Here is a 25,094-nt window from a genome sequence, read left to right on the forward strand (position 1 = left end):
GGGTTAAGGTTAAGCGTTGCCAGGCTCGGACTCAGCCTGTTCGGACTCGGAAGCACTTGGCAGACGAACCGGGCGGCTCGGTACCACAGTGGAAATAGCGTGCTTGTAAACCATCTGGCTGACGGTGTTCTTCAACAGGATGACGAACTGATCGAAGGACTCGATCTGGCCCTGCAGTTTGATACCGTTGACCAGATAGATGGAAACCGGGACGCGTTCCTTACGCAAAGTGTTGAGGTAAGGGTCTTGTAGCGAATGCCCTTTTGACATGTGCCGCACTCCTTAATGGATCGATAATAGAATAGTTTTTGAACGATTTTGGTTAACCAGCAAACGGCTTTGGCACGCCTTCCCCCAAGGATAGACGGCCCGCGGCAAGATCTCAGGTCAATATGGAGACCGCCGCCAAGTATTTCAAGGCACGCGGCAGATTGTCGCAATCGAGACTGTTCAGCCAGTGCACATTTTCCCAACTACGCAACCAGGTGAACTGTCGCTTGGCCAGCTGACGAGTGGCGATGATACCCCGCTCACGCATCAACGACGTACTCAGACGCCCCTCCAGATGTTCCCATACCTGCCGGTAGCCCACTGCCCTTATAGACGGCAATTCCGCGTGCAGGTCACCTCTTCGATGCAGGCGTTCGACCTCGGCAACGAAGCCCTGTTCCAGCATCAGATCAAATCGTTGCGCGATTCGTTCGTGGAGAATTTGCCGCTGGGCAGGCGCTATCGCCAATTGCGCCACAGTATAGGGGAAACGGCCCTCTTCCGAGCCGACTTCACTCTGCCGCAGGCGCAATTCGGTCATGGTCATGCCGCTGACCCGGAATACCTCCAGAGCACGCACCAGCCGCTGAGGATCATTGCGGTGAATGCGTGCCGCCGACTGCGGATCCACCGCATGCAGCTCCTCATGCAACACGCCCCAACCCTCGCGCTGTCCACGCGCCTCGAGTTCGGCCCGCACCTCGGCATCGGCTCCCGGCATATCGGCCAGGCCATCGAGCAAGGCCTTGAAGTAGAGCATGGTACCGCCCACCAGCAGCGGAATACGTCCACGGGCGGTGATATCGGCCATGAGGTTCAGGGCATCGCGGCGAAACTCGGCGGCCGAATAGGCTTCAGCGGGGTCGCGGATATCCACCAGATGATGGGGAAACGCGTCCAGAGTGGCCTTGTCCGGCTTGGCCGTGCCGATATCCATGCCCCGATAGACCAGCGCGGAGTCCACACTGACCAGTTCGCACGGCAGAACACGAGCCAGCGCCAGCGCCAGATCGGTCTTGCCGGCTGCGGTCGGCCCCATCAGAAAGATGGCGGGAGGAAGGGAGGACATCGGCAAGGCTCGGATAAACGGCCGCCCATTTTCAGGGTATGGGCCGCCACTCGCAAGCGCGGCCCGCTCGTTACTGGCCGCGCATGAACAATTTGTCCAATTGATCCATGCTCATTTGCGTCCAGGTCGGTCGACCGTGGTTGCACTGGCCGCTGCGTTCGGTCTGCTCCATGTCGCGCAGCAGGCCATTCATCTCCGGCAGCGTGAGGCGGCGATTGGCGCGCACCGCACCATGGCAGGCCATGGTGCCAAGCAGCTCATTGAGATGAGCCTGAATGCGATCGCTGGTGCCATATTCGAGCAGATCGGAAAGCACGTCACCGACCAGGCGCGTCGCCTCGGCCTGCTTGAGCAACGCCGGAATCTGCCGGATCGCCAGGGTTTCCGGGCCGAGCCTCTGCAGTTCGAAGCCCAGTTTCTGGAACCACAGCCCATGCTCCTCGGCACAATCCGCTTCGCGTTGGCTCACGGCGATGGATTCGGGCACCAGCAATGGCTGGCCGCGCAGCCCCTCACTGGCCATGGCCACCTTGAGACGCTCGTAAGTGATGCGCTCATGGGCCGCATGCATGTCCACGACGACGAGGCCATGGGCGCTTTCGGCGAGGATGTAAATGCCTTTGAGCTGAGCGATGGCGTAGCCCAGAGGCGGAATATCGCCCTGTGCTTCCGGCAACGAGGCCGGGGCACTGCCCGCAGGCATTGGCGCAAAGAACTCCCGATAGATGCCCTGAGCTTCCGCCGCTGGCAACGACGACTCGCTGCGCTGCCCCTGATAACCGGAGCCCGGCGAGCGCCAAACGGACTCGACAGGCCGTTCCAGCACGCTGGCCGCCAAACCCATTTCGCCCTGCGGGCCAAACTCGCCCGCGGCCTGGCCAGTGGGTCGCAGCATGGTTTCGACAGCAGCCGGCGTCGCCAGCTGATCTTCCGGCCGCACTTCACCCAGAGCCCGATGCAAGGTGCCGTAGAGGAAATCATGAACCGTACGGCCTTCGCGGAAACGTACTTCGTGCTTGGTCGGATGCACGTTCACATCCACCGCAGTCGGGTCGATTTCCAGAAACAGCACGAAGGTCGGATGACGGCCGTTGAACAGCACGTCGCGATAGGCCTGACGTACCGCATGGGCGACCAGTTTGTCGCGCACCATGCGGCCGTTGACGTAGAAATATTGCAGATCCGCCTGGCTACGGGAAAACGTCGGCAAACCGACCCAGCCCCACAGGTGCAAGCCATTGCGCTCGATATCGATGGGCAGCGCCTGCTCCAGAAAACCCGAGCTACAGACCGCCGCGACCCGTCGAGCACGACTGATGTCATCGTTGGCCTCATGCAGCGAGAGCACATTCTTGCCGTTGTGGCGCAGGTGAAAGGCCACGTCGAAACGGGCCAGCGCCAGGCGTTTGATCACTTCCTGCAGATGATCGAATTCAGTCTTCTCGGCCTTCAGGAACTTGCGGCGGGCCGGCGTGTTGAAGAACAGGTCGCGCACTTCCACCGAGGTACCGACCGGGTGCGCGGCCGGCTGAACACGCGGCTGCATGTCACGACCTTCGGTCTCCACCTGCCAGGCCTGATCGGCATCGGCGGTACGCGACGTGAGGGTCAGGCGAGCCACCGAACTGATCGACGCCAGGGCCTCCCCACGAAAGCCCATGCTCATGACCTGTTCGAGATCCTCCAGCTCGCGGATCTTGCTGGTGGCGTGACGGGCCAGGGCCAGGGGCAGGTCGTCCGCCGCGATGCCGCGGCCATCGTCGCGAACGCGCAGCAGCTTCACACCGCCTTGCTCGACATCCACCTCGATACGTTTGGCACCGGAATCCAGGCTGTTTTCCAGCAGCTCCTTGATGACCGAAGCCGGCCGTTCGACCACCTCACCCGCGGCAATCTGGTTCGCCAGCCGCGGACTCAGCAGCTGGATGCGCATCACTTCGGTCATGGCTGGCCTGCCAGCGAGGTCGCGGGGATGTGCAGCGTCTGGCCGACCTTGATCACATCGGTTTTCAGCGAATTGGCGGAACGCAGCGTCGCCAGGCTGATCTGGTAACGCTGGGCGATCAGCGCCAGGCTCTCACCCGAGCTGACCACGTGCTCGCGAGGCCCCTGAACGATCTTGCCATTGTCACGCAGCCAGGCAATGTAAGTACCTGGCGGCGGATTCTGCTCGAAGAATTGCTTGACGCCTGTGACGATCGAGCGCGACAGCGTGCGCTGATGAGCCGCGCTAAACAGCTTGCGCGCTTCGGTCGGATTGGAAATGAACCCGGTTTCCACCAGGATCGACGGAATATCCGGGGACTTCAGCACCATAAAGCCGGCCTGTTCGACACGGCGCTTGTGCAGCGGAGTGATCTGCCCCATCTGCCCCAGCACTTTCTGGCCGACGTTCAGGCTGGATGACAGCGATGCCGTCATCGACAGATCGAGCAGCACGCCGGCAAGCATCCGATCCTTGTCTTCGAGGCTGACGTTGCCGGCACCACCGATCAGGTCGGACTGGTTTTCGGTATCGGCCAGCCAACGTGCGGTCTCCGAGGTCGCACCACGATCCGACAAGGCATACACCGAAGCACCGAACGCCGCAGCGCGGGGGGCGGCATCGGCATGGATGGAAACGAACAGGTCGGCGCCTTTCTTGCGAGCGATCTCGGTGCGTTTGCGCAGCGGGATGAAATAGTCGCCGGTACGCACCAGCTCACCACGGAAGCCTTTCTCGGCGTTGATCTGCCGTTGCAGTTCCTTGGCGATGGCCAGGGTCACGTGCTTCTCGAATTGCCCCTTGGTTGGGCCGAGGGCGCCCGGATCCTCGCCGCCGTGACCGGCATCGATGGCAATCACGATGTCGCGCTTGCCGCCTGGCACGGGTGCCAGCCTGGGCGGCGCCTGGGTCGGCGTGACCGGCACCGGTGGTGCGCTGGCCGTTGTCGTCGAAGGCAGGCTTGGCGCGGCGTCCGCAGCCTGATCGAACAGATCGACTACCAGGCGATGACCGTACTGCTGATTCGGTGCCAGGGTGAAACTCTTCGGCGTGACCTGAGACGACAGATCGATGACCACGCGCAAGTCGTCGGCGCTGCGCTGCGCCGAACGCAACGCGGTGATCGGCGTATTGCTCAGCGCGAGTTGATCCAACGGGGTCACCAGTTTGGCGCCGCTGATATCGATGACGATGCGATCCGGGGCAGACAGGGTGAACACACTGTGCTGCACCGGCCCGGAGAGGTCGAAGACCAGGCGCGTGTTGTCCGGCGCGCGCCAGAGGCGAACGCTGCGCACATCCGATGCGGCCCACACGTCGGCTGCCATGACCGCCAACATCAGTCCGACCGCGATCAATCGCGCGCCTATGCGCATACCCGCCCCCACTTTCTTGTTCATGCCCCGGCAGCCAACACGGCACACCAGCTATCACCCTTCGCACCATGACTGCGAAGTAGCAGCGAACGGCCACCCGCTCGCGGGGTAATGGTAATGTCCAGGTCGGCCTTTGGCAAAACGCCGGTACCGCGCTGCGGCCACTCGATCAGGCACAAGGCATCGCCCTCGAAGTAATCGCGAATCCCCAGAAACTCCAGCTCCTCCGGATCGACCAGCCGATAGAGGTCGAAATGAAAGGCGCGAATCGAGCCGATTTCGTAGGGTTCCACCAGGGTGAACGTCGGGCTCTTGACCGCGCCCTTGTGCCCCAACCCTTGCAGCATGCCGCGTGAAAGCGTGGTTTTGCCCGCACCCAGGTCGCCTTCGAGGTAAATCACCCCGCGCCCTTCGGTGACGTTGGCGATACGCGCACCGAGCGCCAGCATGGCGTCCTCATCGGCGGCGAACAGTTCTATTTCGGACAAGCGGCTCGCTCCTGCAACAAATGGCGGATAGCGTCGCACAGATCGCTCGCCGCCAGACCATTTCCTTTACCTGCCAGGTACTCACCTGCTCCGGCATGCAGCCAGACACCCAGGCTGGCGGCCTCCCATGGGGTACAGCCCTGGGCGATCAGCGCACCGATCAGCCCGGCCAGCACATCCCCCAGGCCGGCGCCGGCCATTACTGGGTCACCACGATCACAGACCAGCAGGTGGCCAGCCGGGTCGGCGATCAGCGTACCAGCACCTTTCAGCACGCAAATCACTCGGTAGCGTTGGGCCAGCGCCCTGGCCGCGGCCGGGCGATCGGCCTGCAACGCCTGGGTCGAGATGCCCAGCAGGCGCGCCGCCTCGCCGGGATGCGGAGTGATCACGTTACCCGGCTCGATGCTCACGACACCCGCGGCGAGCAGATTGAGGGCATCGGCGTCCCATACCTGGGCGGCGGACGACGCCGATGCGGCCGACAACAGACTGCGAGCCCAGGCATTCTGGCCGAGGCCCGGCCCAACCACCCACACCGTGATTTTGCTACCAATATCATGCAATTGATTGGCCGAGGCGACCGCCAGGCTCATCACTTCCGGCAGTCGGGTCTGTGCAGCGCCGACATGCTCGGCGCGAGTCGCCAACGACACCATGCCGGCACCGCCACGCAGCGCGCTCTGCGCTGACAGCAGCGCGGCACCGCCAGTGCCATGATCGCCACCCACCACCAGCACATGACCAAGCCGGCCCTTGTGGGTGGTCGGTTGCCGAGCGGGTACCCGCGGCAGAACATGGCCTGCCAGACGCTGCGCAACGGATTGCTGATCGGCGACGGTCGCCGCGTCGGCCTGCAAGTCGTCGAACGCCAGACGGCCGACATGATCGAGCGCCTGGCCGACGAACAGGCCGATCTTCAGGCCAATCAGGGTCACGGTGAGCCGGGCCTTTACCGCCACGCCCAGCACCTGGCCGGTATCGGCGCAGATGCCCGAGGGGATATCCACCGCCAGCACGGGGCAGTCACTGCCATTGATCCAGCGAATCGCGTCGGCATAGGGCTCACGCACGGTGCCCGCCAGACCAGTACCGAGCAACGCATCGACCAGCACGCCTTGTGGCTCGAGCTCTTTCTCCCAGACCAGAACTTCGACTCCGGCGGCCAGGGCCTCATCGCGCGCCAGGGCGGCGTCGCCCTGCAGGCGCTGCGGTTCGGCCACCGCCAATAGCCTAACCTGCCACCCGGCACGGAGTGCCAGTGCAGCCACCAGGTAACCATCGCCGGCATTATTACCGTGCCCGGCCAGCACGGTGATCGCGCCTGCGTCAGGCCAGTTGCGGCGCAAGGCGCGCCAGATGGCGTGTGCGGCGCGCTGCATCAGCACGAAACCTGGCGTGCCAGCGGCGATCAGCCGGGCGTCCAGCCCACGCACCTGGGCGGCGCTGTAAAGCGCGATGGGAAGATCATCTGATGAATGCCGCATGCCTGTGCTCCGATGTCTGGCAGAATTATACGTCGACTATCCCAGATTTCCGCCCAGCATGACTGATGCCACCCCCGACCTCACCAGCCTCGCCCAGTCCATAAAGGACTGGGGGCGCGAACTGGGCTTCCAGCAGGTTGGCATCAGCGGCCTGGAGCTGGGCGAACACGAGGCGCACCTGCAGCGCTGGCTGGATGCCGGCTATCAGGGCGAGATGGACTATATGGCCGCGCATGGCCGCAAACGTTCACATCCGGACGAACTGGTGCCCGGCACCCTGCGAGTGGTCTCGCTGCGCATGGATTACCTGCCTGGCGACACACAGATGGCGCAGCGCCTGCAGGAGCCGGAAAAGGCCTATGTGTCGCGTTACGCCCTGGGCCGCGACTACCACAAGCTGATCCGCAAACGCCTGCAACAATTGGCCGAGCGCATTCAGCAGGCCATCGGGCCATTCGGCTACCGAGCCTTCGTCGACAGCGCGCCGGTGCTGGAAAAGGCCATCGCCGAACAATCGGGCCTGGGCTGGATCGGCAAGAACACGCTGGTGCTCAACCGCAAGGCCGGCAGTTACTTCTTCCTCGGTGAGCTGTTCGTCGATATCCCGCTGCCCGAGGACGCGCCCCACACCAGCGAACATTGCGGCCGCTGCAGCGCCTGTCTGGATGTCTGCCCGACGGCCGCTTTCGTCGGCCCTTACGTGCTGGATGCGCGGCGCTGCATTTCCTACCTGACCATCGAGCTGAAAGGCCCGATTCCCGAGGAACTGCGCGCGCCCATCGGCAATCGCGTGTTCGGCTGTGACGACTGCCAGATGGTCTGCCCGTGGAATCGCTTCGCCAAAGCCACCGAGCAGAGTGACTTCCAGCCACGGCACAGCCTGGACAACGCCGAGCTGGCCGAGCTGTTTCGCTGGAGCGAGGAAGAATTTCTCAGCCGTACCGAAGGCTCACCGTTGCGCCGCGCCGGTTACGAGCGCTGGTTGCGCAACCTGGCCGTCGGCCTGGGCAACGCACCCTCGAGCATTCCGGTGCTGGAGGCGCTGGAAGCCCGTCGTGAGTACCCATCGGAGCTGGTGCGCGAGCATGTGCAATGGGCGCTGGAACAACATGCGAGGCGTGCCTAGCACCACTCTCCCTTAGCCTGGGTTGAGCGCAGCGATACCCAGGACGTTACCAGCCCCGGAATCCCCGGGTTACGCCTTCGGCTAACCCAGGCTACGGGCTAGCCACTGCAACTGATGTTTGAAGCTTGTGGCTTGCAGCTTGACGCTGCGGCCCTCAGACCTTGAGCAGGTGCTGGCGATAATACTTGAGCTCGGCAATCGACTCGCGGATGTCGTCCAGCGCCAGGTGGCTGCCCTTCTTCAGGAAGCCATCCTTGATCTCGGGCGCCCAACGCTCGGCGAGGATCTTCAGGGTCGAGACATCCAGGTAACGGTAATGGAAGTAGGCTTCCAGCGCCGGCATGTACTTGTAGAGGAAGCGTCGATCCTGGCCGATGCTGTTGCCGCAGATCGGCGACTTGCCCTTCGGCACCCATTTTTCCAGAAACGCGATGGTCTGCTCTTCAGCTTCAGCCTGGCTGATACGGCTCGCGCGCACGCGCTGGGTCAGACCACTTTCGCCGTGGGTGCGCGTGTTCCACTCGTCCATGGCCGCCAGGCGCTCGTCGCTCTGGTGCACGGCGATCACCGGACCTTCGGCCAGCACGTTGAGCTCGGTGTCGGTAACGATGGTGGCCATTTCGATGATGACGTCCGTCTCGGGGTCAAGCCCGGTCATCTCCAGGTCGATCCAGATCAGGTTCTGTGGATTCTGCATGCTGCGCTCCTCTGTAGAACCGCCATTCTAGCCAATCTCCCAAAGGAGCAGGCGCGAATCGCGCCAGTCTTTCAGCTCGACCACCCGCTGCGCCGCCACGCCAGGAATCTCGAAGGTATTACTGATAAGCCAGGCGCCTGCTGGCAGCTCGGCACGGGCCTTGCCCCACAGCGCGGACATGGGCGCAGGCGACAAAAAGCAGTAGGCGACATCAACCACTGCGAGATCGCTGCGCCAGAGGTTCTCGTAACGAATCCGGCAATTGCGCTGACCGATACTGCGCAGGCGCGCGATGGCATAAGACAACGGCGCGGTCTCCACCCCGGTGAACTGTGCCTGGGGAAAACGCCGCGCCAGCCACAGTAGAGTGCCCGCCGGGCCACAGCCGAGGTCGACGAAAGCGAAATGCTCGCCACGCTCCTCGAGCAACCGCGCCAGCTCGCGTCGGCTGCCGGCGCCGGTAAGGTACAGCGGTACCCGTTCAGCAAAACTGTTCCAGTTGAGCAGCAGTAGCAGTACGAAACCAACCAGGAACAACCAGGACGGCAGCGGTGCGCCACTGGCCAACAGCAGGCACGGCACGAACGCGAGGTTCAGCCACCACCACCAGCGCGACAACCCCAACCTGCGCGCCAGGCTTGCTGCCAACAAACCGTGCAGCAGGCCGGCCACCAGCGGGCTGGGCCGCCAACTGGACAGATGGGCCGCAGCAATGATCGCCAGCCCTATGCACAAAGTGACAACCAGCTGGATCAGCAAGGCCAGCAACGCCGGGTAGCGCTCACCCAGACGGCATAGCGCGCGATGAAAAACAGCCATGCCCAGGAGGCTCATAGGGAGACGGACGGCCAGTCTAGCGCGGGGAACAGGAAATTGCCGCTGCTGCGGGCATGCTAGACTCGCAGCCATTTTCAGCGCATCACAAACTCGGAAGCCCCATGGCCAAACGCCAACTCAACCGCCGGCAAAACTGGCGCATCGAAAAGATCCAGGGTGAACGCGCCGCACGTGCGGCCAAACGCGAATCGCGCGTGGTGGAGACCCTGGAAGGCGGCGACCTGGGCCCGGAACAGACCGGCCTGGTGATCGCTCACTTCGGCGTACAGGTGGAAGTCGAGGCCACGGACGGCGAGCTGTCGGGACAGGTATTTCGCTGCCATCTGCGCGCCAACCTGCCGACACTGGTCACCGGTGACCGCGTAGTGTGGCGCCCTGGCAATCAGGGCATTGGCGTGATCGTCGCGCAACTGCCACGTGATACCGAACTGTGCCGACCGGACACCCGTGGCCAACTGAAGCCGGTGGCCGCCAACGTCGACCTGATCGTCATCGTCTTTGCGCCACTGCCCGAACCTCACGCCAACCTGATCGACCGCTACCTGGTCGCTGCCGAACATGCCGGTATCCGTCCGCTGCTGCTGCTCAACAAGGCCGACCTGATCGATGCGCAGAACGAAACAGCGCTGAATGCCCTGCTCGGCGTGTATCGCCAGTTGGGCTACCCGCTGCTAGAAGTGTCCGCCCTGGAGGGCGATGGCATGGAACAGCTCAAGCAGCAACTCGACGGCAATATCAGCGTATTCGTCGGCCAGTCCGGCGTGGGCAAATCCTCGCTGGTCAACAGCCTGCTACCGGGCGTCGACACCCGGGTTGGCCCGTTGTCCGAACTGACCGGCAAGGGCACGCACACCACCACCACGGCGCGGCTGTTCCATTTCCCCGGCGGCGGCCAGCTGATCGACTCACCGGGTATCCGTGAATTCGGCCTGGTGCATGTCAGCCGTGACGACGTGGAGGCGGGCTTCATAGAATTCGCCGAGTTGCTCGGGCATTGCCGTTTCCGTGACTGCAAGCATGACCGCGAGCCAGGCTGCGCGCTGCTCAAGGCGCTGGAGGATGGGCGCATTCAACCGCAGCGGATGAACAGCTACCGGCATATTCTGGCCAGCCTGCCGGAGTCGGAGTACTGAGCAACCAACGGGATCACCTTCAGGAGCATGAAAGGACGCCAACTACGCGCCTGATCACTCCTCCGGCTGATCCATTTGCAACGCGCCGTCATCGAAGATATTCAACCGCTCACGCACCTGCTCATTGGATAACGGCTCGACAACCGACGCGCCGCCGGTGCCGCCAGCAGGAGCGTCCGGCGCCTGCTCGGGCGCTACCTCGCCACCGCCCTGCTCGCCTTCGATGGTGCGCTGGGCCTTCTTGGTCAGCACCACGATATCGATGCGCCGGTTTACCGGATTGAAGGGGTCGTCACGGTCGAAGAGTGCCGAGGACGCGTAGCCGACCACCCGCGCGACCTGCGCATCGTCATAGCCGGCGGCGATCAACACACGGCGCGCGGCGTTGGCGCGGTTGGCCGACAACTCCCAGTTGCCAAAACCACCGGCACCGGCAAAGGGCTTGGCATCGGTGTGGCCGCTGATGCTGATCTTGTTCGGCACCGCCTTGATGGTGTCGGTCAGCGCAAACAGGATGTCCTCGAAATACGGCTGCAACCGGGCGCTACCCAAGGCAAACATCGGCCGGTTCTCAGCGTCGACGATCTGGATGCGCAGACCATCCTGGGTGATTTCGAAAAGAATCTGATCCTTGAAACGCTGCAATTGCGGATCCTGCTCGACCTTGTTCTGCAGTTCCTGCAGCAACAGTTCGAGGCGTTCGCGCTCCAATTCTTCGGCCATGGCCTCGGCTTTCTCGGCATCCAGCTCGGCCGGATCCTTGGGATCGACATCAGCCTGCTCCCCCGGCGATACCTGCGGCTGATCGTTTAAGGTGCGATCCGGCGAAGGCGTGGGTGAACCGCCGAGGTCAATCACATAGGGGCTGGCACTTTCGGAAAAGCCGACGGGATCCTTGAAGTAACCGGAGATCAGCTTCTTCTGCTCAGGCGTAGCCGACGACATCAGCCACATCACCATGAAGAAGGCCATCATCGCCGTGGCGAAGTCGGCGAAGGCAATCTTCCAGGCACCACCGTGGTGGCCGCCAACGACCTTCTTGACTCGCTTGACGATGATTGGCTGGTTGTTTTCCATGGTGCCTAGTTCCCGCGCATGGCCTGTTCAAGCTCGCTAAAGCTCGGGCGGTGCGCCGGGTAAAGAGTCTTGCGCGAGAACTCCACCGCCAGCGACGGCGGCATACCGGAGGCCGAAGCCACCAGGCCGGCCTTGATGGCCTCGTAGACGTTCAGTTCTTCCTTGGCATCGTGCTCCAGCGCCGCGGCCAGCGGGCCGAAGAAACCGTAGGCGCCAAGAATGCCGAGGAATGTACCGACCAGCGCGGTACCCACTTTCTCGCCGATCTGCGCGTTGTCCGCCTCGGCGAGGATCGACATGGTGAGCACGATACCCAATACCGCTGCGACGATACCCATGGCCGGCAGAGCGTCGGCAACCTTCGAGATGGCATGGGACGGGTGCTCGAGCTCGTCCTTGAGGCTGGTCAGCTCCATGTCGAACAGGCCTTCCAGTTCGTGCGGTGCCATGTTGCCCGAGGACATGATGCGCAGGTAATCGCAGATGAAGGCGACCATGCGCTCATCACCCAGTACCGCCGGGTACTTGCTGAAGATCGGACTGGCGGCGGGCTCCTCGAGGTCGGCCTCGATGGCCATCATCCCCTCGCGTCGCGCCTTGTTGAGAATCTCGTAGAGCAGACGCAGCACCTCCAGATAATAGTCATGGGTGTAGCGCGACTTGAACATCTTCAGAGATTTCTTGAGGACGGTCATGAACATGCTGCCAGGGTTGGCCTGCAGGAACGCGCCCAGCGCGGCACCGCCGATGATCAGCACCTCGAAAGGATGCGCCAGCGCCATTAGCTGACCGCCAGATAGAACGAAACCGCCGAACACACTGGCGATGACAACGAGGATGCCGATGATTTTGGCCATAGAAAAAACTTACGAAAGTGAAAAGAAAGGGAAGACGTGCGAAACACCCCTTCTACTTATCGGAAGAGATGCGCGAGACTATAGTCAGTTAAGTCTAAAAAAAGCCATTTTCGCATATCCCCATGGTCGCAAGCACACCGTTACCGCGCACACTCGATGCCTGGCTCAAGCAGCTGGATGGTCAGGTGCTGCCCATCCCGACCCAATATCACCAGCAGGTACGCCAGGCGCTGGGCGATAGCCGTCGTTCGTTGCGCGAGATCGCCGAGCTGATGCAGGACAGCCCGGCGCTGGTGCTAAGCGTACTGCGCGAAGCCAATCGTAAAGACAGCAGCCTCGGTGAAGCGGCGGAAAGCCTGGAAACCGCACTCAATCGCCTGGGCCTCAAACGGGCCGAAGAACTGCTGGTACGCATACCGGCCAGGGCCGTTGCCGATATTCCCCAGCCACTGCGGCAGATCCAGCTGATCAGCCAGCACGCCGCACAGCAGGCCAATGGTCTGTTCGCTGCACGCCTCGCTCGTCTATGGCAGGAAATCCACTGGGGCAGCCTGCTGTTCCTCTCCCCGGTATGGGCATTGCTGGCGGCTCATCCGCAACTGTTCGAGGCATGGGAGCAACGGGTACTGATCAAGGGCGAGTCGCCTGCACGGGTCGAGCACGACCTGCTGGGTATTTCCCTGTTCGAATTGTGCCTGGCGCTGGCCAAGCACTGGCGCCTGCCTGTCTGGATCATCAAGGGCTATCAGTTGCTGCTCAACGACCGGCGCCTGCTGGCCAAGGCACTGCGCCTGGCACGCCGACACGATGATCCGCTGCGCCAGCAGCAGGAACTGGACGCCGACCCGACGCTGCAGCGCTGGCTTACCCAGCCGGCCAACAGCATTCTGCTGGCCAATGGACTGGCGGTCTCGGCGCACAACGCCTGGAGCGGTAGCCACACCCGACGTTGGCAACGACTCAACAGCCTGTACCTGCAGATGCCATTGCCGGAGCTGCACCAGCACATTCACCAGAATGCCGCGCAAAGTGCGCGGCAACTGGACACCACCGGCCTCTGGCACCCCGCCGAGGCGCTGCTGTGGCCCTGGGATACGCGGCACTTGCAGACGCCCGAACCGGCACCGCAAGCCACCGACTGGCGCCAACTGTGCACCCAGCTGCTTGCCCAGCCAACGACGTTCACCAACGTGCAACAGCTCACCCGTTGCGCCCGCCAGGCGCTGCAGGCGACCGGCCTGTCGCGCCTGGTCATGCTGCTGGCCGACCGCAACCACGGCCGCCTTCAAGTACAGCAGCATGCCGGGGTCGATGCTGGCACCAACGGCCTGACTCTCGACCCGGCGCAAAGCCAGGTATTGCGCCGCCTGCTGCAGGCACCGGCACAGTTGCACCTGACGCCGGCCAATATCGCCCAGTTTTCCGCCCTGCTCCCAGGCAACCTGAAAGCCCTGCTGCCCAGTGAACATCTGCTGATTCGCTCCCTGGCCAGTAATGATCGTGTAGTGATGATCCTGTTCGCCGACCTGCACGGAAAACCGATCAGCGATACTGTCCTGCAAGCCTTCGCCAAGACCGCGCAATGCATAGAGCGCGCCCTGGACACGTTCAGCAAACACAACCGCTGAGCGACGGCTCTTTTCCCCGGCCTTGCCTGCGCTACAATCCCGTTCTTATTTCTGCCAACGAGGCCTGCATGACTGCCTTCGACGAACTGCCGCTGGTCATCGAGCCAGCGGATCTCGCTACGCGACTGGAAGAGCCGAGCCTGATTCTGGTCGATCTCAGCAGCAGCGCCCGTTATCAGGCCGGCCACATTCCCGGTGCCCGCTTCGTCGACGCCAAACGAACCCAGTTGGGCAAGCCGCCAGCACCCGGCCTGCAGCCCGGCCGAGACGCGCTGGAGCAATTGTTCAGCGAGCTTGGCCATCACCCGGATGCCACCTACGTGGTCTATGACGACGAGGGCGGCGGCTGGGCCGGGCGCTTCATCTGGCTGCTGGATGTGATCGGCCACCAGCGTTACCACTTCCTCAACGGCGGCCTCGGCGCCTGGGAGGCGGAGCAGCGCCCGCTTAGCCAGGATGTCCCGGAAGAGAAAAACACCTCGGTGTCCCTGTCCCTGAGTGATGAGCCGACCGCCAGCCTGGATTACCTGAAGTCGCGCCTGGGCGCCGACGACCTGGCCATCTGGGATGCCCGCTCGCTGGAGGAGTATCGCGGCGAGAAGGTGCAGGCAGCCAGGGGCGGACATATTCCCGGCGCCATCCATTTCGAGTGGACGGCCGGCATGGATCCCGCCCGCGCCCTGCGCATCCGTGAGGATATCGGCCAGCAGCTGAACCAGCTGGGCCTGAGCGCCGACAAGGAAATCATCACCCACTGCCAGACCCATCGCCGCTCCGGCTTCACCTACCTGGTCGCCAAGGCCCTGGGCTATCCGCGGGTCAAGGCCTACGCCGGTTCCTGGAGCGAATGGGGCAATCATCCCGATACACCTGTCGAACAGTAAGTGTGACTTGACTGTCCACTTGTCATTCGCCCGGCAAGAGACGTCGGGCTGCCAAGGAATAAAGATGAAAGAACGCCTGTTTATCCTCAGCCAGTACCTGACCCCGCATCACCTGCTGTCGCGCCTGATCGGCTGCGCTGCAGAATGCCGGGCGCCCTGGTTCAAGAACCGCCTGATCACCTGGTTCGTCAAGCAGTATCAGGTCGACATGAGCGAGGCGCAGGTCGAAGACCCGACCGCCTTCGAACACTTCAACGCGTTCTTCACCCGCGCCCTGAAAGAAGGCGCCCGCCCGCTGGACAACCTGCCCGGCGCGGTGCTCTGCCCTGCCGACGGCGCCGTCAGCCAGCTCGGCCGTATCGAACATGGTCGCGTGTTCCAGGCCAAGGGCCACAGCTACAGCGTGACCGAGCTACTGGGTGGTGACAGCGAGCGCGCGGCGCCTTTCATGGGCGGCGACTTCGCTACCGTCTATCTGTCGCCCAAGGATTACCACCGCGTCCATATGCCGCTGGCGGGTACACTGAAGGAAATGATCTACGTACCTGGTCGCCTGTTCTCGGTGAACCAGACCACGGCCGAAAACGTTCCCGAGCTGTTCGCCCGCAACGAACGCGTGGTCTGCCTGTTCGATACCGAGCGTGGCCCCATGGCCGTGGTGCTGGTTGGCGCGATGATCGTCGCCTCCATCGAAACTGTCTGGGCCGGCCTGATCACGCCACCCAAGCGGGAGCTGAAAACCGTACGCTACGACGAGGCCGCGCGGGCACCGATCAGTCTCGACAAAGGTGCGGAGCTGGGCCGCTTCAAGCTCGGCTCCACTGCCATCGTGCTGTTCGGCCCCGAGCAGGTGCAATGGGCCGAGGAGCTGGGTGCCAACAGTCCGGTGCGCATGGGCCAGTTGCTGGGTAAATGAGCCAAGAGCCTGTTCACGATCCTTGTGTACTTGGCAAATAGGAACCGTACTCCTATGGATCGACGGCAATCAGGCAGTAGGGTGGACGACGCTTCACCTACGCGGCCCGATCCGTCCACCGATTCACGATCGCAATGGTGGACAAAAAGAGCGTTGTCCACCCTACGTCCGCTCCCACCACGTGCCGCCACTACACGTGGAGTCTCGTCGAGAAGTCGTGGGCGGGCTCCAAGAGCGCGACGTGCAGCCTTTGCCATCAGCGCCGCAAGGACTGCGATGATGGCGTTATGATGCTAGAGTTGCCTCCGATAACCGAACGATTCGCTCGCAAGCTGGCGCTGGAGTAACGAAGTTAGATGGATAAACAGAGCCCCCACCTTTTGCTCCGCGTTCCGACGCCGACCAAGCAGGGCCTGACTTTCTGCGACGCCACGCCACGCGACCTGAAACGCTGGATTGCCGGCCTGCCCAAGGCCAATATTGGCGAAACCGCACGCCAGCTGTATCAGGCGCTGATCGAGCTCAATCAGTTGCTGACGCCCTCGGATAACCGCCTGCAACTGCTCGAGCTGCTGCGCCCCGAGGTGTATTTCGTCTGCCAGCATCTGGAGCGCCACTTTCTCAACCAGGCCATCGTCCTCGACGAACGCCCGCGTAAAGTGGCCAACCTGTGCCAGGCCCTGCAGAACCACCTGGCCATCGGTTACAAGCTGATCGTTTCGCGCCTCGCTTCGCAGCCGAACCGCGAACGCAACCAACTGCTCGGCATCGCACTGCAACGTGCCGTTCACAGCCTCAATGGCCCACTGGTTCGTACCAGCCAGCTGTATTGCCCGGTTCCCGAAGGCTTGTGGCTGGAGCTGCACCAACTCTATCTGATCGCTCGTCAGCAGAATCTGCACAAGGTAGTAATCCGCGACCCTCTGGCTCGCCATACTCAGGGGCTGAGTGTCGAACAAAGCTACATCGTGGCCCTGCTGATCGGCTGCTCGCGCTGCAACCAGATGCGCCAGAGCGCCATCTCCCGCCTGGCCGAGGCACTGGAGCCCTGGAGCGCGCTGGTCAACCTGCAGGCGGACGGTCATCCATCAAGCATCTTCGCCGTGGCGCCGCAACTGGATGGCCCGCTACGCTATACCTCGCTGTTCCAGCCGAGCGAACTGCAGGGCGCGCTGGGTATCGACCCGACGCTGCTGGTCGACACCATCAAGGATCATCTGCAGTTGCTGCCCGAGGAGCGATCCCGATCCCGCCTGCAGGTGCCGGACGGTTTCACTGTCGACATGCTGCAACACGCAGCCACCGCCTGGGGCGACATTTCCGAACGTACCTTTCAGCGTACCCAGGGCACAGGCAGCATGACGCTGTGCATCGGCATGAGCGCATTGAACTACTACCTGGCCAACGGCCGGGCATTCAGCGAGATTCTCAAGCAACCGCTAAAGACCACCGCCTCGTTCAAGCCGGTCAGTAGTGAACCGGACATCTGGTCCAGCGCCCACGACGCCCAACGCATCAACGATTGGGAAAACGGATTCCCGTTCGAAGAAATCGAATACCACAAGCCCGCCGAGAAGCAGGAGCTGTCGACGTCTGACGCCAGCGAAAGCTACCCGAGCTACGCGTTGTCGATCGTCAACCACAGCCCAGGCGGCTATTGCCTGTCCTGGCCCAAGGAAGTCCCCAACCAGTTGCAGGCCGGTGAACTGCTGGGCATCCGCGACACCCCTCAACAGGGTTGGAGTGTCGCGGTGGTGCGCTGGATTCGCCAGGTACGTGGTGGCGGCACGCAGATGGGCATCGAACTGATCGCCCCATACGCACAGTCCTGTGGCCTGCAACTGGTGCGCAAGGCCGAGCAGAACAGCCAGTACCTGCGTGCGCTGCTGCTGCCCGAAATCGCCGCCATTTCCCGGCCGGCCACACTGATAACACCGCGCCTGCCCTTCCAGGAAGGTAGCAAGGTGCTGATCAACACCAACGGCAAAGAACACCGCGCCGTGCTGAGCAAAAAGCAGACCAGCACCAGCAGTTTCAGCCAGTTCGAATACCACGATCTCGAGCAGAAAACCGCGGATCACGCGACCTCTGTCACAGCCTCCGGAAGCCAGCGGCCGGCCGGGGAGGAAGACTTTGACTCACTCTGGAAGTCACTGTAGATTGCGGGAAATCCTTTATTTCCTGCTTTCTTCTGCTGTTTTATCGCAGATTCGACTTCGCTAATGGCCATCGAAAAGAAAACCATCCGCCTGCTGATTCTCGAAGACTCGCAGAACGAGGCCGAGCGTCTCGTCAGCCTGTTCCGCAACGCCGGTAATGCGACTCGCGTACACCGCCTGACCTCCAGCGAGGATCTGCTCGAAGCCCTCGAGAACAACTGGGATCTGCTGATCTGCGCACCGCTCAGCGAATGCCTGGAACCTCATGAGGCCCTCGCCTCCATTCGCCGTCAGGGCAAAGACATTCCGGTCATCCTGTTGCTGGCTGACAACGAGCCCGACAGCGTTACCGAAGCGCTCATGCTGGGTGCTCAGGATGCCCTGCCCCAGGGTGAAGATGAGCGCCTGGTGCTGGTCGCTCGTCGCGAACTGGTCAACCTCGAGGAACGTCGCGCACGCCGCGCCGCCGAGGTAGCCCTGCGCGAGGCGGAGAAGCGCTGCCAACTGCTGCTGGACAGTTCGGTCGATGCCATCGCCTATGTGCATGACGGCATGCATATCTATGCCAACCGCGCCTATCTCGAATTGTTCGGCTTCGACGACGCCGAAGAGCTGGAAGGCCTGCCGATGATCGATCTGATCGGCAGCGCCGACCAGAGTGCCTTCAAGGATTTCCTGAAAAACCACCAGCATCTGGACAACACCGAGCTGGCCTGCGCGGGCGTGCGCACCGACGACAGCACCTTCTCGGCGCGCGTCACGCTGTCTCCAGCGGCGTACGACGGCGAACCCTGCATTCAGGTGGTGATTCGTGCCGAAAGTGGCAACGCCGAGCTGGAAGAGAAGCTACGGGAAATCAGCAGTCAGGATCTGGTGACCGGCCTGTATAACCGCGCCCACTTCATCGAGCTGATGGACACGGCTGCCCACCGCGCCGTCAACGACGAGCAATCGGCGAGCCTGGCCTACATTCGTGTCGACCGTTATGCCGCCCTGCTCGCTGAAATGGGCCTCGGGGCCATCGATCTGCTGCTTACCGACCTGGCCACCCTGCTCCGCGCGCATTTCCCGCAGGATGCACACCTGGCGCGCTTCGGGGACGATGTGTTCGCCGTTTTGCAGACGGGCATGTCGCCACAGCAACAGCGCCCGCAGCTCGAAGCCCTGCTGAAAAAAACCGAAGGACATCTGTTCGACATCAACGGGCGCACCGCACAGACCACCCTGTCGATCGGCGTTGCGGGTCTCAACGAAACCACGCCCAAGGCCGGAGAAGTCATCGACCGCGCCCAGCGCTGCGCCGACCAGATCGACGAGCCCGGCACCCTCAAGCTGTTCGACCCGGCTGAAGAATTGGCTGCGGCTGCAAGCCGCGGCAGCGTGGTGGCCATGGTGCAGCAAGCCCTTGAGCAGAACAGCTTCCGCCTGCTGTTCCAGCCGGTCATCAGTCTGCGTGGCGATGAACACGAACACTATGAAGTGCTGCTGCGCCTGCTAAGCCCTTCAGGGCAGGAAGTCCCGCCCGGACAATTCCTCGCCGTGGCCAGGGAAGCGGGAATGGGCGAAAGGATCGACCGCTGGGTGATCCTCAGCTCGATCAAACTGCTCGCCGATCACCGCTCCAAGGGGCACGCGACTCGCCTGTTCGTGCATCTTTCCAATGCCAGCCTGCAGGATCAGACGCTGCTGCCGTGGCTCAGCGTTGCCCTGAAAGCCGCGCGCCTGCCATCCGATGCGCTGGTATTCCAGTTCAGCGAGCCGGACGCCATCGCCTATCTGAAACAGGCAAAAGCGCTGGCCCAGGGCCTCAAGGATCTGCACTGCCATATCGCCCTGAGCCAGTTCGGCTGCGCACTGAACCCATTCAACACGCTCAGGCACCTGCCCGTCGATTTCGTCAAAATCGACGGCTCCTTCTCCAAGGATCTGACCGACCCGGCCAACCAGGAAGCCCTGAAAACCATGCTGGCCAGCCTGCACAGCCAGGCCAAGCTGACCATCGTGCCGTTCGTGGAATCCGCCAGCGTGCTCGCCACGCTGTGGCAGGCCGGCACGAACTACATCCAGGGCTACTACCTGCAGGGCCCGAGTCAGTCGATGAACTACAACTTCTCGGCCGACGAATAAGCGAACGGAGCGAAAGGGTCTGTTAGCGCTCCGGCGCGGTCATGCCGAAGCGTTAACAGACCCGCGTCACCCGTCTTATTCCTGTCCGTCGCGGTCGCGAAAACCCAGCAGATAAAGGATGCCATCCAGCCCCAGGGTGGAAATCGCCTGCTTGGCCGACTGTTTGACCAGTGGCTTGGCGCGGAACGCCACACCCAAACCGGCGATGGCCAGCATCGGCAGGTCATTGGCGCCATCGCCGACAGCGATGGTCTGCTCCAGACGCAGCCCCTCTTTATGCGCCAGCTCGCGCAGCAGATCCGCCTTGCGCTGCGCATCGACGATGGGCTCGACGGCTACGCCGGTGACCTTGCCATCGATCACTTCCAGCTCGTTGGCGAATACGTAATCGATGCCCAGCCTGGCCTGCAGCTGCTTGGCGAAATAGGTGAAGCCGCCGGACAGGATGGCCGTCTTGTAGCCCAGGCGCTTGAGCTCGGCGAACAGGTTCTCGGCACCTTCGGTCAGGCGCAGCGACGCACCGATCTCGTCCAGCACGCCGACATCCAGGCCCTTGAGCAGCGCCAGGCGCTCCTTGAAGCTGGCACGGAAGTCCAGCTCGCCGCGCATCGCCCGCTCGGTAATTTCCGACACCTGCTCACCAACGCCGGCAGCCTTGGCCAGCTCGTCGATCACTTCCGCCTCGATCAGCGTGGAATCCATGTCGAACACCGCCAGGCGGCGGTTACGGCGGAACAACGAATCGGCCTGGAAGGCGATATCGACATTCAGCTCCTGGGCCACGCTGAGGAATTCGGCACGCAGGGCAGCCGAATCGCTGGGCTCGCCACGCACGGAAAATTCGATGCAGCCCTTGCCCTGCTCCGCCGGCATGTCCAGCGGCATGCGCCCGGACAACCTGTCGATATGATCGATGTTCAAGCCGTACTTGGCCGTGATCGCGCTGACGCGCTGCAACTGCTCGGCGGTGACCTTGCGGGTCAACAGCGTCACGCTATGCCGCGCCTTGCCCTGGCCGGCGACCCAACTCTGGTAATCGTCTTCCGATACCGGCGTGAAACGCACCTGCTGGTCGAGCTTGTAGGCGGTGAAGAGGATGTCCTTGAGCACCGAGGATGCGCGCTCGTTATCGGGGATTTCCACCAGGATGCCGAACGACAGGGTGTCGTGGATGACTGCCTGGCCGATGTCGAGGATGTTCACGCCACCTTGGGCCAATACGCCGGTAATGGCAGCCGTGAGGCCAGGCCGATCTTCACCGGTAATGTTGATCAGGACGATTTCGCGCAAGGCGTACTCCGGAGCTCGCAGGACAATGAACGGTCTGCCGAACGGCGATGTGCAGCAGGGCCGGTGAAAAGCGCACATTCTAACCACTTTCAACACATCCCGAACACGCGCGGCGCTTTGCCCTGCGCGGGTCGCTCGCTATACTGCGCGGCACCTACAGTCGACATGAGCCGAGCTCTGTGAACCGGCCCGCCCCCGTAAAGCCCGATAATTTCTTCCTTCTGCTTTTCCGTGCACTGCGCCAACGTCGCGTGCCGCTGGCATTGCGCATCGTCAGTCACAGTTTGCTGCTGGTGGCCATGGCGCTGGTGATCTATGCCTGGGTGATTGGCATGCAGTTCAAGCAGGCCATGCAGCAGCAGGCCGAAGCCCTGGGCAGCAGCCTGATCACGCAGACGGCGGCCTCGGCTACCGAGCTGCTGGTGTCCAACGACATCCTCAGCCTCAACGTGCTGCTCAACAACCTGGTGAAGAACCCGCTGGTGGCCCACGCAGCCATCTACAGCGTGGATAACCGCATCCTCGCCGAAGCCGGCACGCGCCCGAGCAAGAGCATGCTCGGCGAAACCGAAGGTTTGTACTCCACCCCCATCACCTTCCAGGAAGTGATGGCCGGACAATTGCGCATCAGCCTCGACATGCAGCAATTCCAGCAGCCGATGACCATCAGCCTGCAGAGCATGGGCATTCTCAGCCTGATCCTGCTGGCACTGACGCTCTCCCTGAGCCTGCGCCTGGGCCGACAGATCTCCACGCCACTGCTGCAGCTGCGCGTCTGGTTGCGCGACCCGGATGATCCTGCCCCGGGTGCCGGTCGCCAGGACGAAATCGGCGAGCTGGCGCGCCAGCTGCAAGCCCGCCTGGTGCCGGAAAAGCCGGAACCGGAGCCTGAGTTCGACGACCTCGACGACCTCGACGATCTGGACGAGCAGTTCCTGGATGACGCGGATGAAGACGAAGACGATCGCGACGACGAGCCGCACTTCGAGGTTCGCGACCTGCGCGACACCCGCTTCGACGCCGACGATTACGATCCACCGAGCCGTGGACGTGACGAGGACGCTGACGACGATGCGTTCGCCGATTTGTATGACAGCGACGAAACGCCTGCTCACATCGCCCCGATGCCACCTGCAGCGCCACAGAAAAGTGCCGTGCTGGCCGTCCAGCTGGGCGCCCAGGAACAGCTGCGTCGCCTGCCGCGCACGCGCCTGATGGAACTGCTGCAAAGCTACCGCGACTGCCTGGATAAAGCCGCGACCCTGTACAAGGCCGAGTTGCACACCCTGAACGATGGCAGCAGCCTGATGCTGTTCCACCATCAGGACAGCCAGGACGATTACCTGACCCACGCCATCTGCTGCGGCGAACTGCTGCGTGCCCTGGGCCACGCCCTGCAGATCGAGGTTGCCGACAGCGGTATCACCCTGCATCTGCAGCTCGGCCTGACCCTGGGCGAAGACCTGCAGGATCTCGGTCAAGGCGACCTGCTGCTGAGCGAAACCGCGCAGGATGCCCTGGCGCTTTCCCAGCACAGCCGTAATCTGCTGCTGGTCGAACGCCGCGTGGGCGAAGATGCCACGCTACGCCAGCGCGCCCGCATCCGCGCCATCGCCAGCCCCGAGGGCGCCAGCTGCGTCGAACGTCTGCTCGATCCCTATCCGGCGTTGCTCGAACGGCAAATGGCCCGGCTGCGCGAAGAGCGCTAAGAACCTGCTCACGATCTGCTGCGTGTCACCTGCAGACGTATCATGTTCGACCGCAAGAAGGCGGAAGCGGCCTGTCGTAGGGTGGACGACGCTTTATCCGTCCACCGCTCTGCAATCGCAATGGTGGATGAAAAGAGCGTCATCCACCCTACGTCCGCTACCGCCTTGTAGCGTCCTGTCAGGCATTACGCAACGCCCACGAAAAGGCCGGCGCAAGGCCTAATGCCAGTCAGTTAAGGCATTGACTCCGAGGCTGCGGTCATAGAAACAGGCTCCTGGATTTCCATGAGCCTGTTTTTTTATGTCCATCCAGCAAGCACTCCGGCAGACCGCCGAGCTCAATCCAGCCTCCTTCGAGCGGTTCTCGCAACTGATTGATCCGTTATGGATCGAGGAGGCCTTGAGGCTGACCGGAACGGTTTCGCTTCGCCGTCGGCGCCTGCCGGCTGAGCGCATTGTGTGGCTGGTCGTGGGGATGGCCTTGTTCAAGAACGAACCCATCTGGCTGATCGTGCAGCAACTGGGCCTATCCGATGGACAGGGGTTGGCTCCTGCGCCCAGTGCAGTGGTGCAGGCGCGGCAGCGCTTGGGCGAGGCCCCGCTGGAGGCCTTGTTCGAGCAATTGGCGCAGGCTTGGCTGGCGACCGAGCCTCCCGCCTGCGCCCGTTTTCATGGGCTACGCAGTTTTGCCGTGGATGGCGTGGTCTGGTCGATGCCGGATACACCGGAGAATCGCGAGGCCTTCTCCAGCGGAAAGAACCAGCACGGTGTCAGTAACTGGCCCCAGGCCCGTGGGGTCTGCCTCATGGACACCTATAGCCACCTGATCCGCGCCGCACGCTTCGGCAGCTTTGCGGTGGGGGAACTCAGTTTCGCCCGGGAGTTGGCGCAGGCGGTGGGTGACCATTCGCTGACCATTTTGATCGTGCCTACTACTCGGCCACCTTCCTTCTTGATTGGCAGAGGCAAGGCGCCGAGCGTCACTGGTTGATGCGTGCCAAATCAACACTGCGCCATGACATCGTAAAGACCTTTGGGCCGGGTGACTGGCTGGTACGTCTGCCGGTCTCGCCTAAGGCCCGTCGACAGCAACCACAGCTCCCCGAGTACTGGCAGGCCCGTTTGATTGAGCGCAGGGTCGATGGTAAGCCCAGGCGCTACCTGAGTTCGCTCTGTGATCCGCACCGCTACCCGACCGATCAGGTGGCGGCTCACTATCGCGAGCGCTGGGAGATCGAACTGGGTTACCGCGAGATCAAGCAAGGCCTGCAAGATGGCGGATTGCTGCGCAGCAAACTCCCTGAACTCGCTCGGCAGGAGTTATGGGGAACCTTGCTGGCCTACAACCTGATCCGCCAGGAAATGCACCTGATGGCCGAGGAGCTGGAAATACCCCCACAACGCCTGAGCTTCCAGTGGTTGGCCATCGCCATCGCGGGGGCTCTGCGTTATTGCCCCACGCAAACACCGGCGACTATCCCGCAACGGCTGGCAGAGCTGAGAATCCAGGCCCGTCACTTCGTCCTGCCACCCAGGCGAGAACGGCACTATCCCCGCGTCGTGAAACCTAAACCGATCAAGTACCCCAAAAAGAAAAATGCCAGTCAGATTAACTGACTGGCATTAGGCGCAAGGCCGGCCGTTTTCCCACGTCAAGCGATCAGAGCTTGGCGATGGATACTTCCGTCGACTTCACGAAGGCGATCACTTCGCTGCCCACGCCCAGCTCCAGCTCGCGCACGGAACGGGTAGTGATCACCGAAGTAACGATGCCTGCAGCGGTCTGCACGTCGATTTCCGATAGTACGTCGCCTTCGACGATTTCCTTGATGGTGCCTTTGAACTGGTTACGAACGTTGATGGCTTTAATGGTCATGTCAAATTTCTCCTGGGGTCGAATTTAGCGGCAAGCTTCAAGCTGCAAGCGACAAGAGAGCGCTCAGGCTTTTACTTGCAGCTTGTGGGGGGCGGCTATCCGCC

Annotated in this window: 21 protein-coding genes and 1 pseudogene; 10 read left to right on the forward strand and 12 right to left on the reverse strand. The window is 62.5% G+C overall.

All coding sequences use genetic code 11. The features are described 5' to 3' along the window. Positions 1 to 9 precede the first annotated feature (9 nt). From hfq to DNK10_RS04640, 6 genes are all read right to left on the reverse strand, one after another. Positions 10 to 270 carry an RNA chaperone Hfq gene (gene hfq, locus DNK10_RS04615; protein ID WP_042554464.1) on the reverse strand — a complete coding sequence of 87 codons (261 nt, stop codon included), beginning with the start codon at positions 268 to 270 and terminating at the stop codon, positions 10 to 12. A 112-nt stretch (positions 271 to 382) separates the two neighbouring features. Beyond that, positions 383 to 1,339 (reverse strand): tRNA (adenosine(37)-N6)-dimethylallyltransferase MiaA, encoded by a 957-nt coding sequence (gene miaA / locus DNK10_RS04620; RefSeq protein ID WP_131190714.1) that lies wholly within the window; start codon positions 1,337 to 1,339, stop codon positions 383 to 385. Positions 1,340 to 1,409: 70 nt separating this feature from the next. Then, a complete protein-coding gene (gene mutL / locus DNK10_RS04625; protein ID WP_165495941.1) occupies positions 1,410 to 3,284 on the reverse strand; it encodes a DNA mismatch repair endonuclease MutL in 1,875 nt (624 codons plus the stop codon). Beyond that, positions 3,281 to 4,699, reverse strand: a complete 1,419-nt coding sequence (locus DNK10_RS04630; RefSeq protein WP_131178333.1) for an N-acetylmuramoyl-L-alanine amidase — start codon at positions 4,697 to 4,699, stop codon at positions 3,281 to 3,283. Before DNK10_RS04630 ends, mutL begins: the two co-directional genes overlap by 4 nt. 20 nt (positions 4,700 to 4,719) lie before the next feature. Beyond that, complete coding sequence (gene tsaE, locus DNK10_RS04635) at positions 4,720 to 5,187, reverse strand: tRNA (adenosine(37)-N6)-threonylcarbamoyltransferase complex ATPase subunit type 1 TsaE (RefSeq protein ID WP_131190715.1); 468 nt, start codon at positions 5,185 to 5,187, stop codon at positions 4,720 to 4,722. Beyond that, positions 5,175 to 6,674 carry an NAD(P)H-hydrate dehydratase gene (locus DNK10_RS04640; protein ID WP_131190716.1) on the reverse strand — a complete coding sequence of 500 codons (1,500 nt, stop codon included), beginning with the start codon at positions 6,672 to 6,674 and terminating at the stop codon, positions 5,175 to 5,177. Before DNK10_RS04640 ends, tsaE begins: the two co-directional genes overlap by 13 nt. A 58-nt stretch (positions 6,675 to 6,732) precedes the next feature. On the opposite strand from DNK10_RS04640, the gene queG reads away from it, so the two are divergent. Further along, positions 6,733 to 7,800, forward strand: a complete 1,068-nt coding sequence (gene queG / locus DNK10_RS04645) for a tRNA epoxyqueuosine(34) reductase QueG (RefSeq protein ID WP_131190717.1) — start codon at positions 6,733 to 6,735, stop codon at positions 7,798 to 7,800. 154 nt (positions 7,801 to 7,954) lie between these two features. Here the strand turns inward: queG and orn are convergent, their stop codons facing one another. Together orn and DNK10_RS04655 are read right to left on the reverse strand one after the other, a co-directional pair. After that, entirely contained in the window at positions 7,955 to 8,497 is a 543-nt protein-coding gene (orn, locus tag DNK10_RS04650) for an oligoribonuclease (protein ID WP_131190718.1), read from the reverse strand. Positions 8,498 to 8,524: 27 nt separating this feature from the next. Further along, positions 8,525 to 9,316 (reverse strand): class I SAM-dependent methyltransferase, encoded by a 792-nt coding sequence (locus tag DNK10_RS04655; protein WP_131190719.1) that lies wholly within the window; start codon positions 9,314 to 9,316, stop codon positions 8,525 to 8,527. A gap of 119 nt (positions 9,317 to 9,435) precedes the next feature. Between DNK10_RS04655 and rsgA the strand changes: the two genes are divergently transcribed. Beyond that, entirely contained in the window at positions 9,436 to 10,467 is a 1,032-nt protein-coding gene (gene rsgA, locus DNK10_RS04660; protein WP_131190720.1) for a small ribosomal subunit biogenesis GTPase RsgA, read from the forward strand. A gap of 54 nt (positions 10,468 to 10,521) precedes the next feature. Here the strand turns inward: rsgA and motB are convergent, their stop codons facing one another. Next, positions 10,522 to 11,544, reverse strand: a complete 1,023-nt coding sequence (motB, locus tag DNK10_RS04665) for a flagellar motor protein MotB (protein ID WP_131190721.1) — start codon at positions 11,542 to 11,544, stop codon at positions 10,522 to 10,524. Positions 11,545 to 11,549: 5 nt separating this feature from the next. Then, positions 11,550 to 12,401 carry a flagellar motor stator protein MotA gene (motA, locus tag DNK10_RS04670; RefSeq protein ID WP_131178104.1) on the reverse strand — a complete coding sequence of 284 codons (852 nt, stop codon included), beginning with the start codon at positions 12,399 to 12,401 and terminating at the stop codon, positions 11,550 to 11,552. Between the two features lie 122 nt (positions 12,402 to 12,523). Between motA and DNK10_RS04675 the strand changes: the two genes are divergently transcribed. From DNK10_RS04675 to DNK10_RS04695, 5 genes are all read left to right on the forward strand, one after another. Next, a complete protein-coding gene (locus tag DNK10_RS04675; RefSeq protein ID WP_131190722.1) occupies positions 12,524 to 14,029 on the forward strand; it encodes an HDOD domain-containing protein in 1,506 nt (501 codons plus the stop codon). Between the two features lie 68 nt (positions 14,030 to 14,097). Continuing rightward, on the forward strand, positions 14,098 to 14,913 hold the full coding sequence (locus tag DNK10_RS04680; RefSeq protein ID WP_131190723.1) for a rhodanese-like domain-containing protein: 816 nt from the start codon (positions 14,098 to 14,100) through the stop codon (positions 14,911 to 14,913). A gap of 64 nt (positions 14,914 to 14,977) precedes the next feature. Beyond that, a complete protein-coding gene (gene asd, locus DNK10_RS04685) occupies positions 14,978 to 15,829 on the forward strand; it encodes an archaetidylserine decarboxylase (RefSeq protein ID WP_131190724.1) in 852 nt (283 codons plus the stop codon). Between the two features lie 356 nt (positions 15,830 to 16,185). Further along, the gene (locus DNK10_RS04690) at positions 16,186 to 17,988 is read left to right on the forward strand and encodes a molecular chaperone (protein WP_131190725.1); all 1,803 of its coding nucleotides are present in this window, start codon (positions 16,186 to 16,188) and stop codon (positions 17,986 to 17,988) included. Positions 17,989 to 18,051: 63 nt separating this feature from the next. Further along, the gene (locus DNK10_RS04695) at positions 18,052 to 20,115 is read left to right on the forward strand and encodes an EAL domain-containing response regulator (protein ID WP_131178109.1); all 2,064 of its coding nucleotides are present in this window, start codon (positions 18,052 to 18,054) and stop codon (positions 20,113 to 20,115) included. Between the two features lie 75 nt (positions 20,116 to 20,190). Here DNK10_RS04695 and serB read toward each other — a convergent pair whose 3' ends face one another. Further along, positions 20,191 to 21,405 carry a phosphoserine phosphatase SerB gene (serB, locus tag DNK10_RS04700; protein ID WP_131178110.1) on the reverse strand — a complete coding sequence of 405 codons (1,215 nt, stop codon included), beginning with the start codon at positions 21,403 to 21,405 and terminating at the stop codon, positions 20,191 to 20,193. Positions 21,406 to 21,584: 179 nt separating this feature from the next. Here serB and DNK10_RS04705 point away from each other — a divergent pair, with 179 nt between their 5' ends. The 3 genes and pseudogenes from DNK10_RS04705 to DNK10_RS25980 form a co-directional block, all read left to right on the forward strand. Then, positions 21,585 to 23,114, forward strand: a complete 1,530-nt coding sequence (locus DNK10_RS04705) for an AhpA/YtjB family protein (protein ID WP_131190726.1) — start codon at positions 21,585 to 21,587, stop codon at positions 23,112 to 23,114. A 301-nt stretch (positions 23,115 to 23,415) separates the two neighbouring features. Further along, the gene (locus tag DNK10_RS25975; protein WP_208738778.1) at positions 23,416 to 24,105 is read left to right on the forward strand and encodes a transposase domain-containing protein; all 690 of its coding nucleotides are present in this window, start codon (positions 23,416 to 23,418) and stop codon (positions 24,103 to 24,105) included. Continuing rightward, positions 24,093 to 24,731, forward strand: a pseudogene (locus tag DNK10_RS25980) (transposase); the annotation flags it as partial. The gene DNK10_RS25975 and the pseudogene DNK10_RS25980, both read left to right, overlap by 13 nt. 43 nt (positions 24,732 to 24,774) lie before the next feature. On the opposite strand, the gene DNK10_RS04715 reads toward DNK10_RS25980, so the two are convergent. Next, positions 24,775 to 24,990, reverse strand: coding sequence for a TOBE domain-containing protein (locus DNK10_RS04715; protein ID WP_013793202.1), 216 nt, complete (start codon positions 24,988 to 24,990; stop codon positions 24,775 to 24,777). Between the last annotated feature and the right edge of the window lie 104 nt (positions 24,991 to 25,094).

Origin of the sequence: Phytopseudomonas daroniae (genome assembly GCF_004327275.1) — a bacterium.
Lineage (GTDB): Bacteria > Pseudomonadota > Gammaproteobacteria > Pseudomonadales > Pseudomonadaceae > Aquipseudomonas > Aquipseudomonas daroniae.

Coding starts and splice junctions, on each gene's coding strand:
- queG (WP_131190717.1), top strand. CDS start 6,733: ATGACTGATGCCACCCCCGACCTCACCAGCCTCGCCCAGTCCATAAAG.
- DNK10_RS04690 (WP_131190725.1), top strand. CDS start 16,186: ATGGATAAACAGAGCCCCCACCTTTTGCTCCGCGTTCCGACGCCGACC.
- hfq (WP_042554464.1), bottom strand. CDS start 270: ATGTCAAAAGGGCATTCGCTACAAGACCCTTACCTCAACACTTTGCGT.
- DNK10_RS04630 (WP_131178333.1), bottom strand. CDS start 4,699: ATGCGCATAGGCGCGCGATTGATCGCGGTCGGACTGATGTTGGCGGTC.
- mutL (WP_165495941.1), bottom strand. CDS start 3,284: ATGACCGAAGTGATGCGCATCCAGCTGCTGAGTCCGCGGCTGGCGAAC.
- orn (WP_131190718.1), bottom strand. CDS start 8,497: ATGCAGAATCCACAGAACCTGATCTGGATCGACCTGGAGATGACCGGG.
- DNK10_RS04640 (WP_131190716.1), bottom strand. CDS start 6,674: ATGCGGCATTCATCAGATGATCTTCCCATCGCGCTTTACAGCGCCGCC.
- DNK10_RS04675 (WP_131190722.1), top strand. CDS start 12,524: ATGGTCGCAAGCACACCGTTACCGCGCACACTCGATGCCTGGCTCAAG.
- asd (WP_131190724.1), top strand. CDS start 14,978: ATGAAAGAACGCCTGTTTATCCTCAGCCAGTACCTGACCCCGCATCAC.
- motB (WP_131190721.1), bottom strand. CDS start 11,544: ATGGAAAACAACCAGCCAATCATCGTCAAGCGAGTCAAGAAGGTCGTT.
- rsgA (WP_131190720.1), top strand. CDS start 9,436: ATGGCCAAACGCCAACTCAACCGCCGGCAAAACTGGCGCATCGAAAAG.
- motA (WP_131178104.1), bottom strand. CDS start 12,401: ATGGCCAAAATCATCGGCATCCTCGTTGTCATCGCCAGTGTGTTCGGC.
- DNK10_RS04680 (WP_131190723.1), top strand. CDS start 14,098: ATGACTGCCTTCGACGAACTGCCGCTGGTCATCGAGCCAGCGGATCTC.
- DNK10_RS04655 (WP_131190719.1), bottom strand. CDS start 9,316: ATGGCTGTTTTTCATCGCGCGCTATGCCGTCTGGGTGAGCGCTACCCG.
- DNK10_RS25975 (WP_208738778.1), top strand. CDS start 23,416: ATGTCCATCCAGCAAGCACTCCGGCAGACCGCCGAGCTCAATCCAGCC.
- miaA (WP_131190714.1), bottom strand. CDS start 1,339: ATGTCCTCCCTTCCTCCCGCCATCTTTCTGATGGGGCCGACCGCAGCC.
- DNK10_RS04715 (WP_013793202.1), bottom strand. CDS start 24,990: ATGACCATTAAAGCCATCAACGTTCGTAACCAGTTCAAAGGCACCATC.
- DNK10_RS04695 (WP_131178109.1), top strand. CDS start 18,052: ATGGCCATCGAAAAGAAAACCATCCGCCTGCTGATTCTCGAAGACTCG.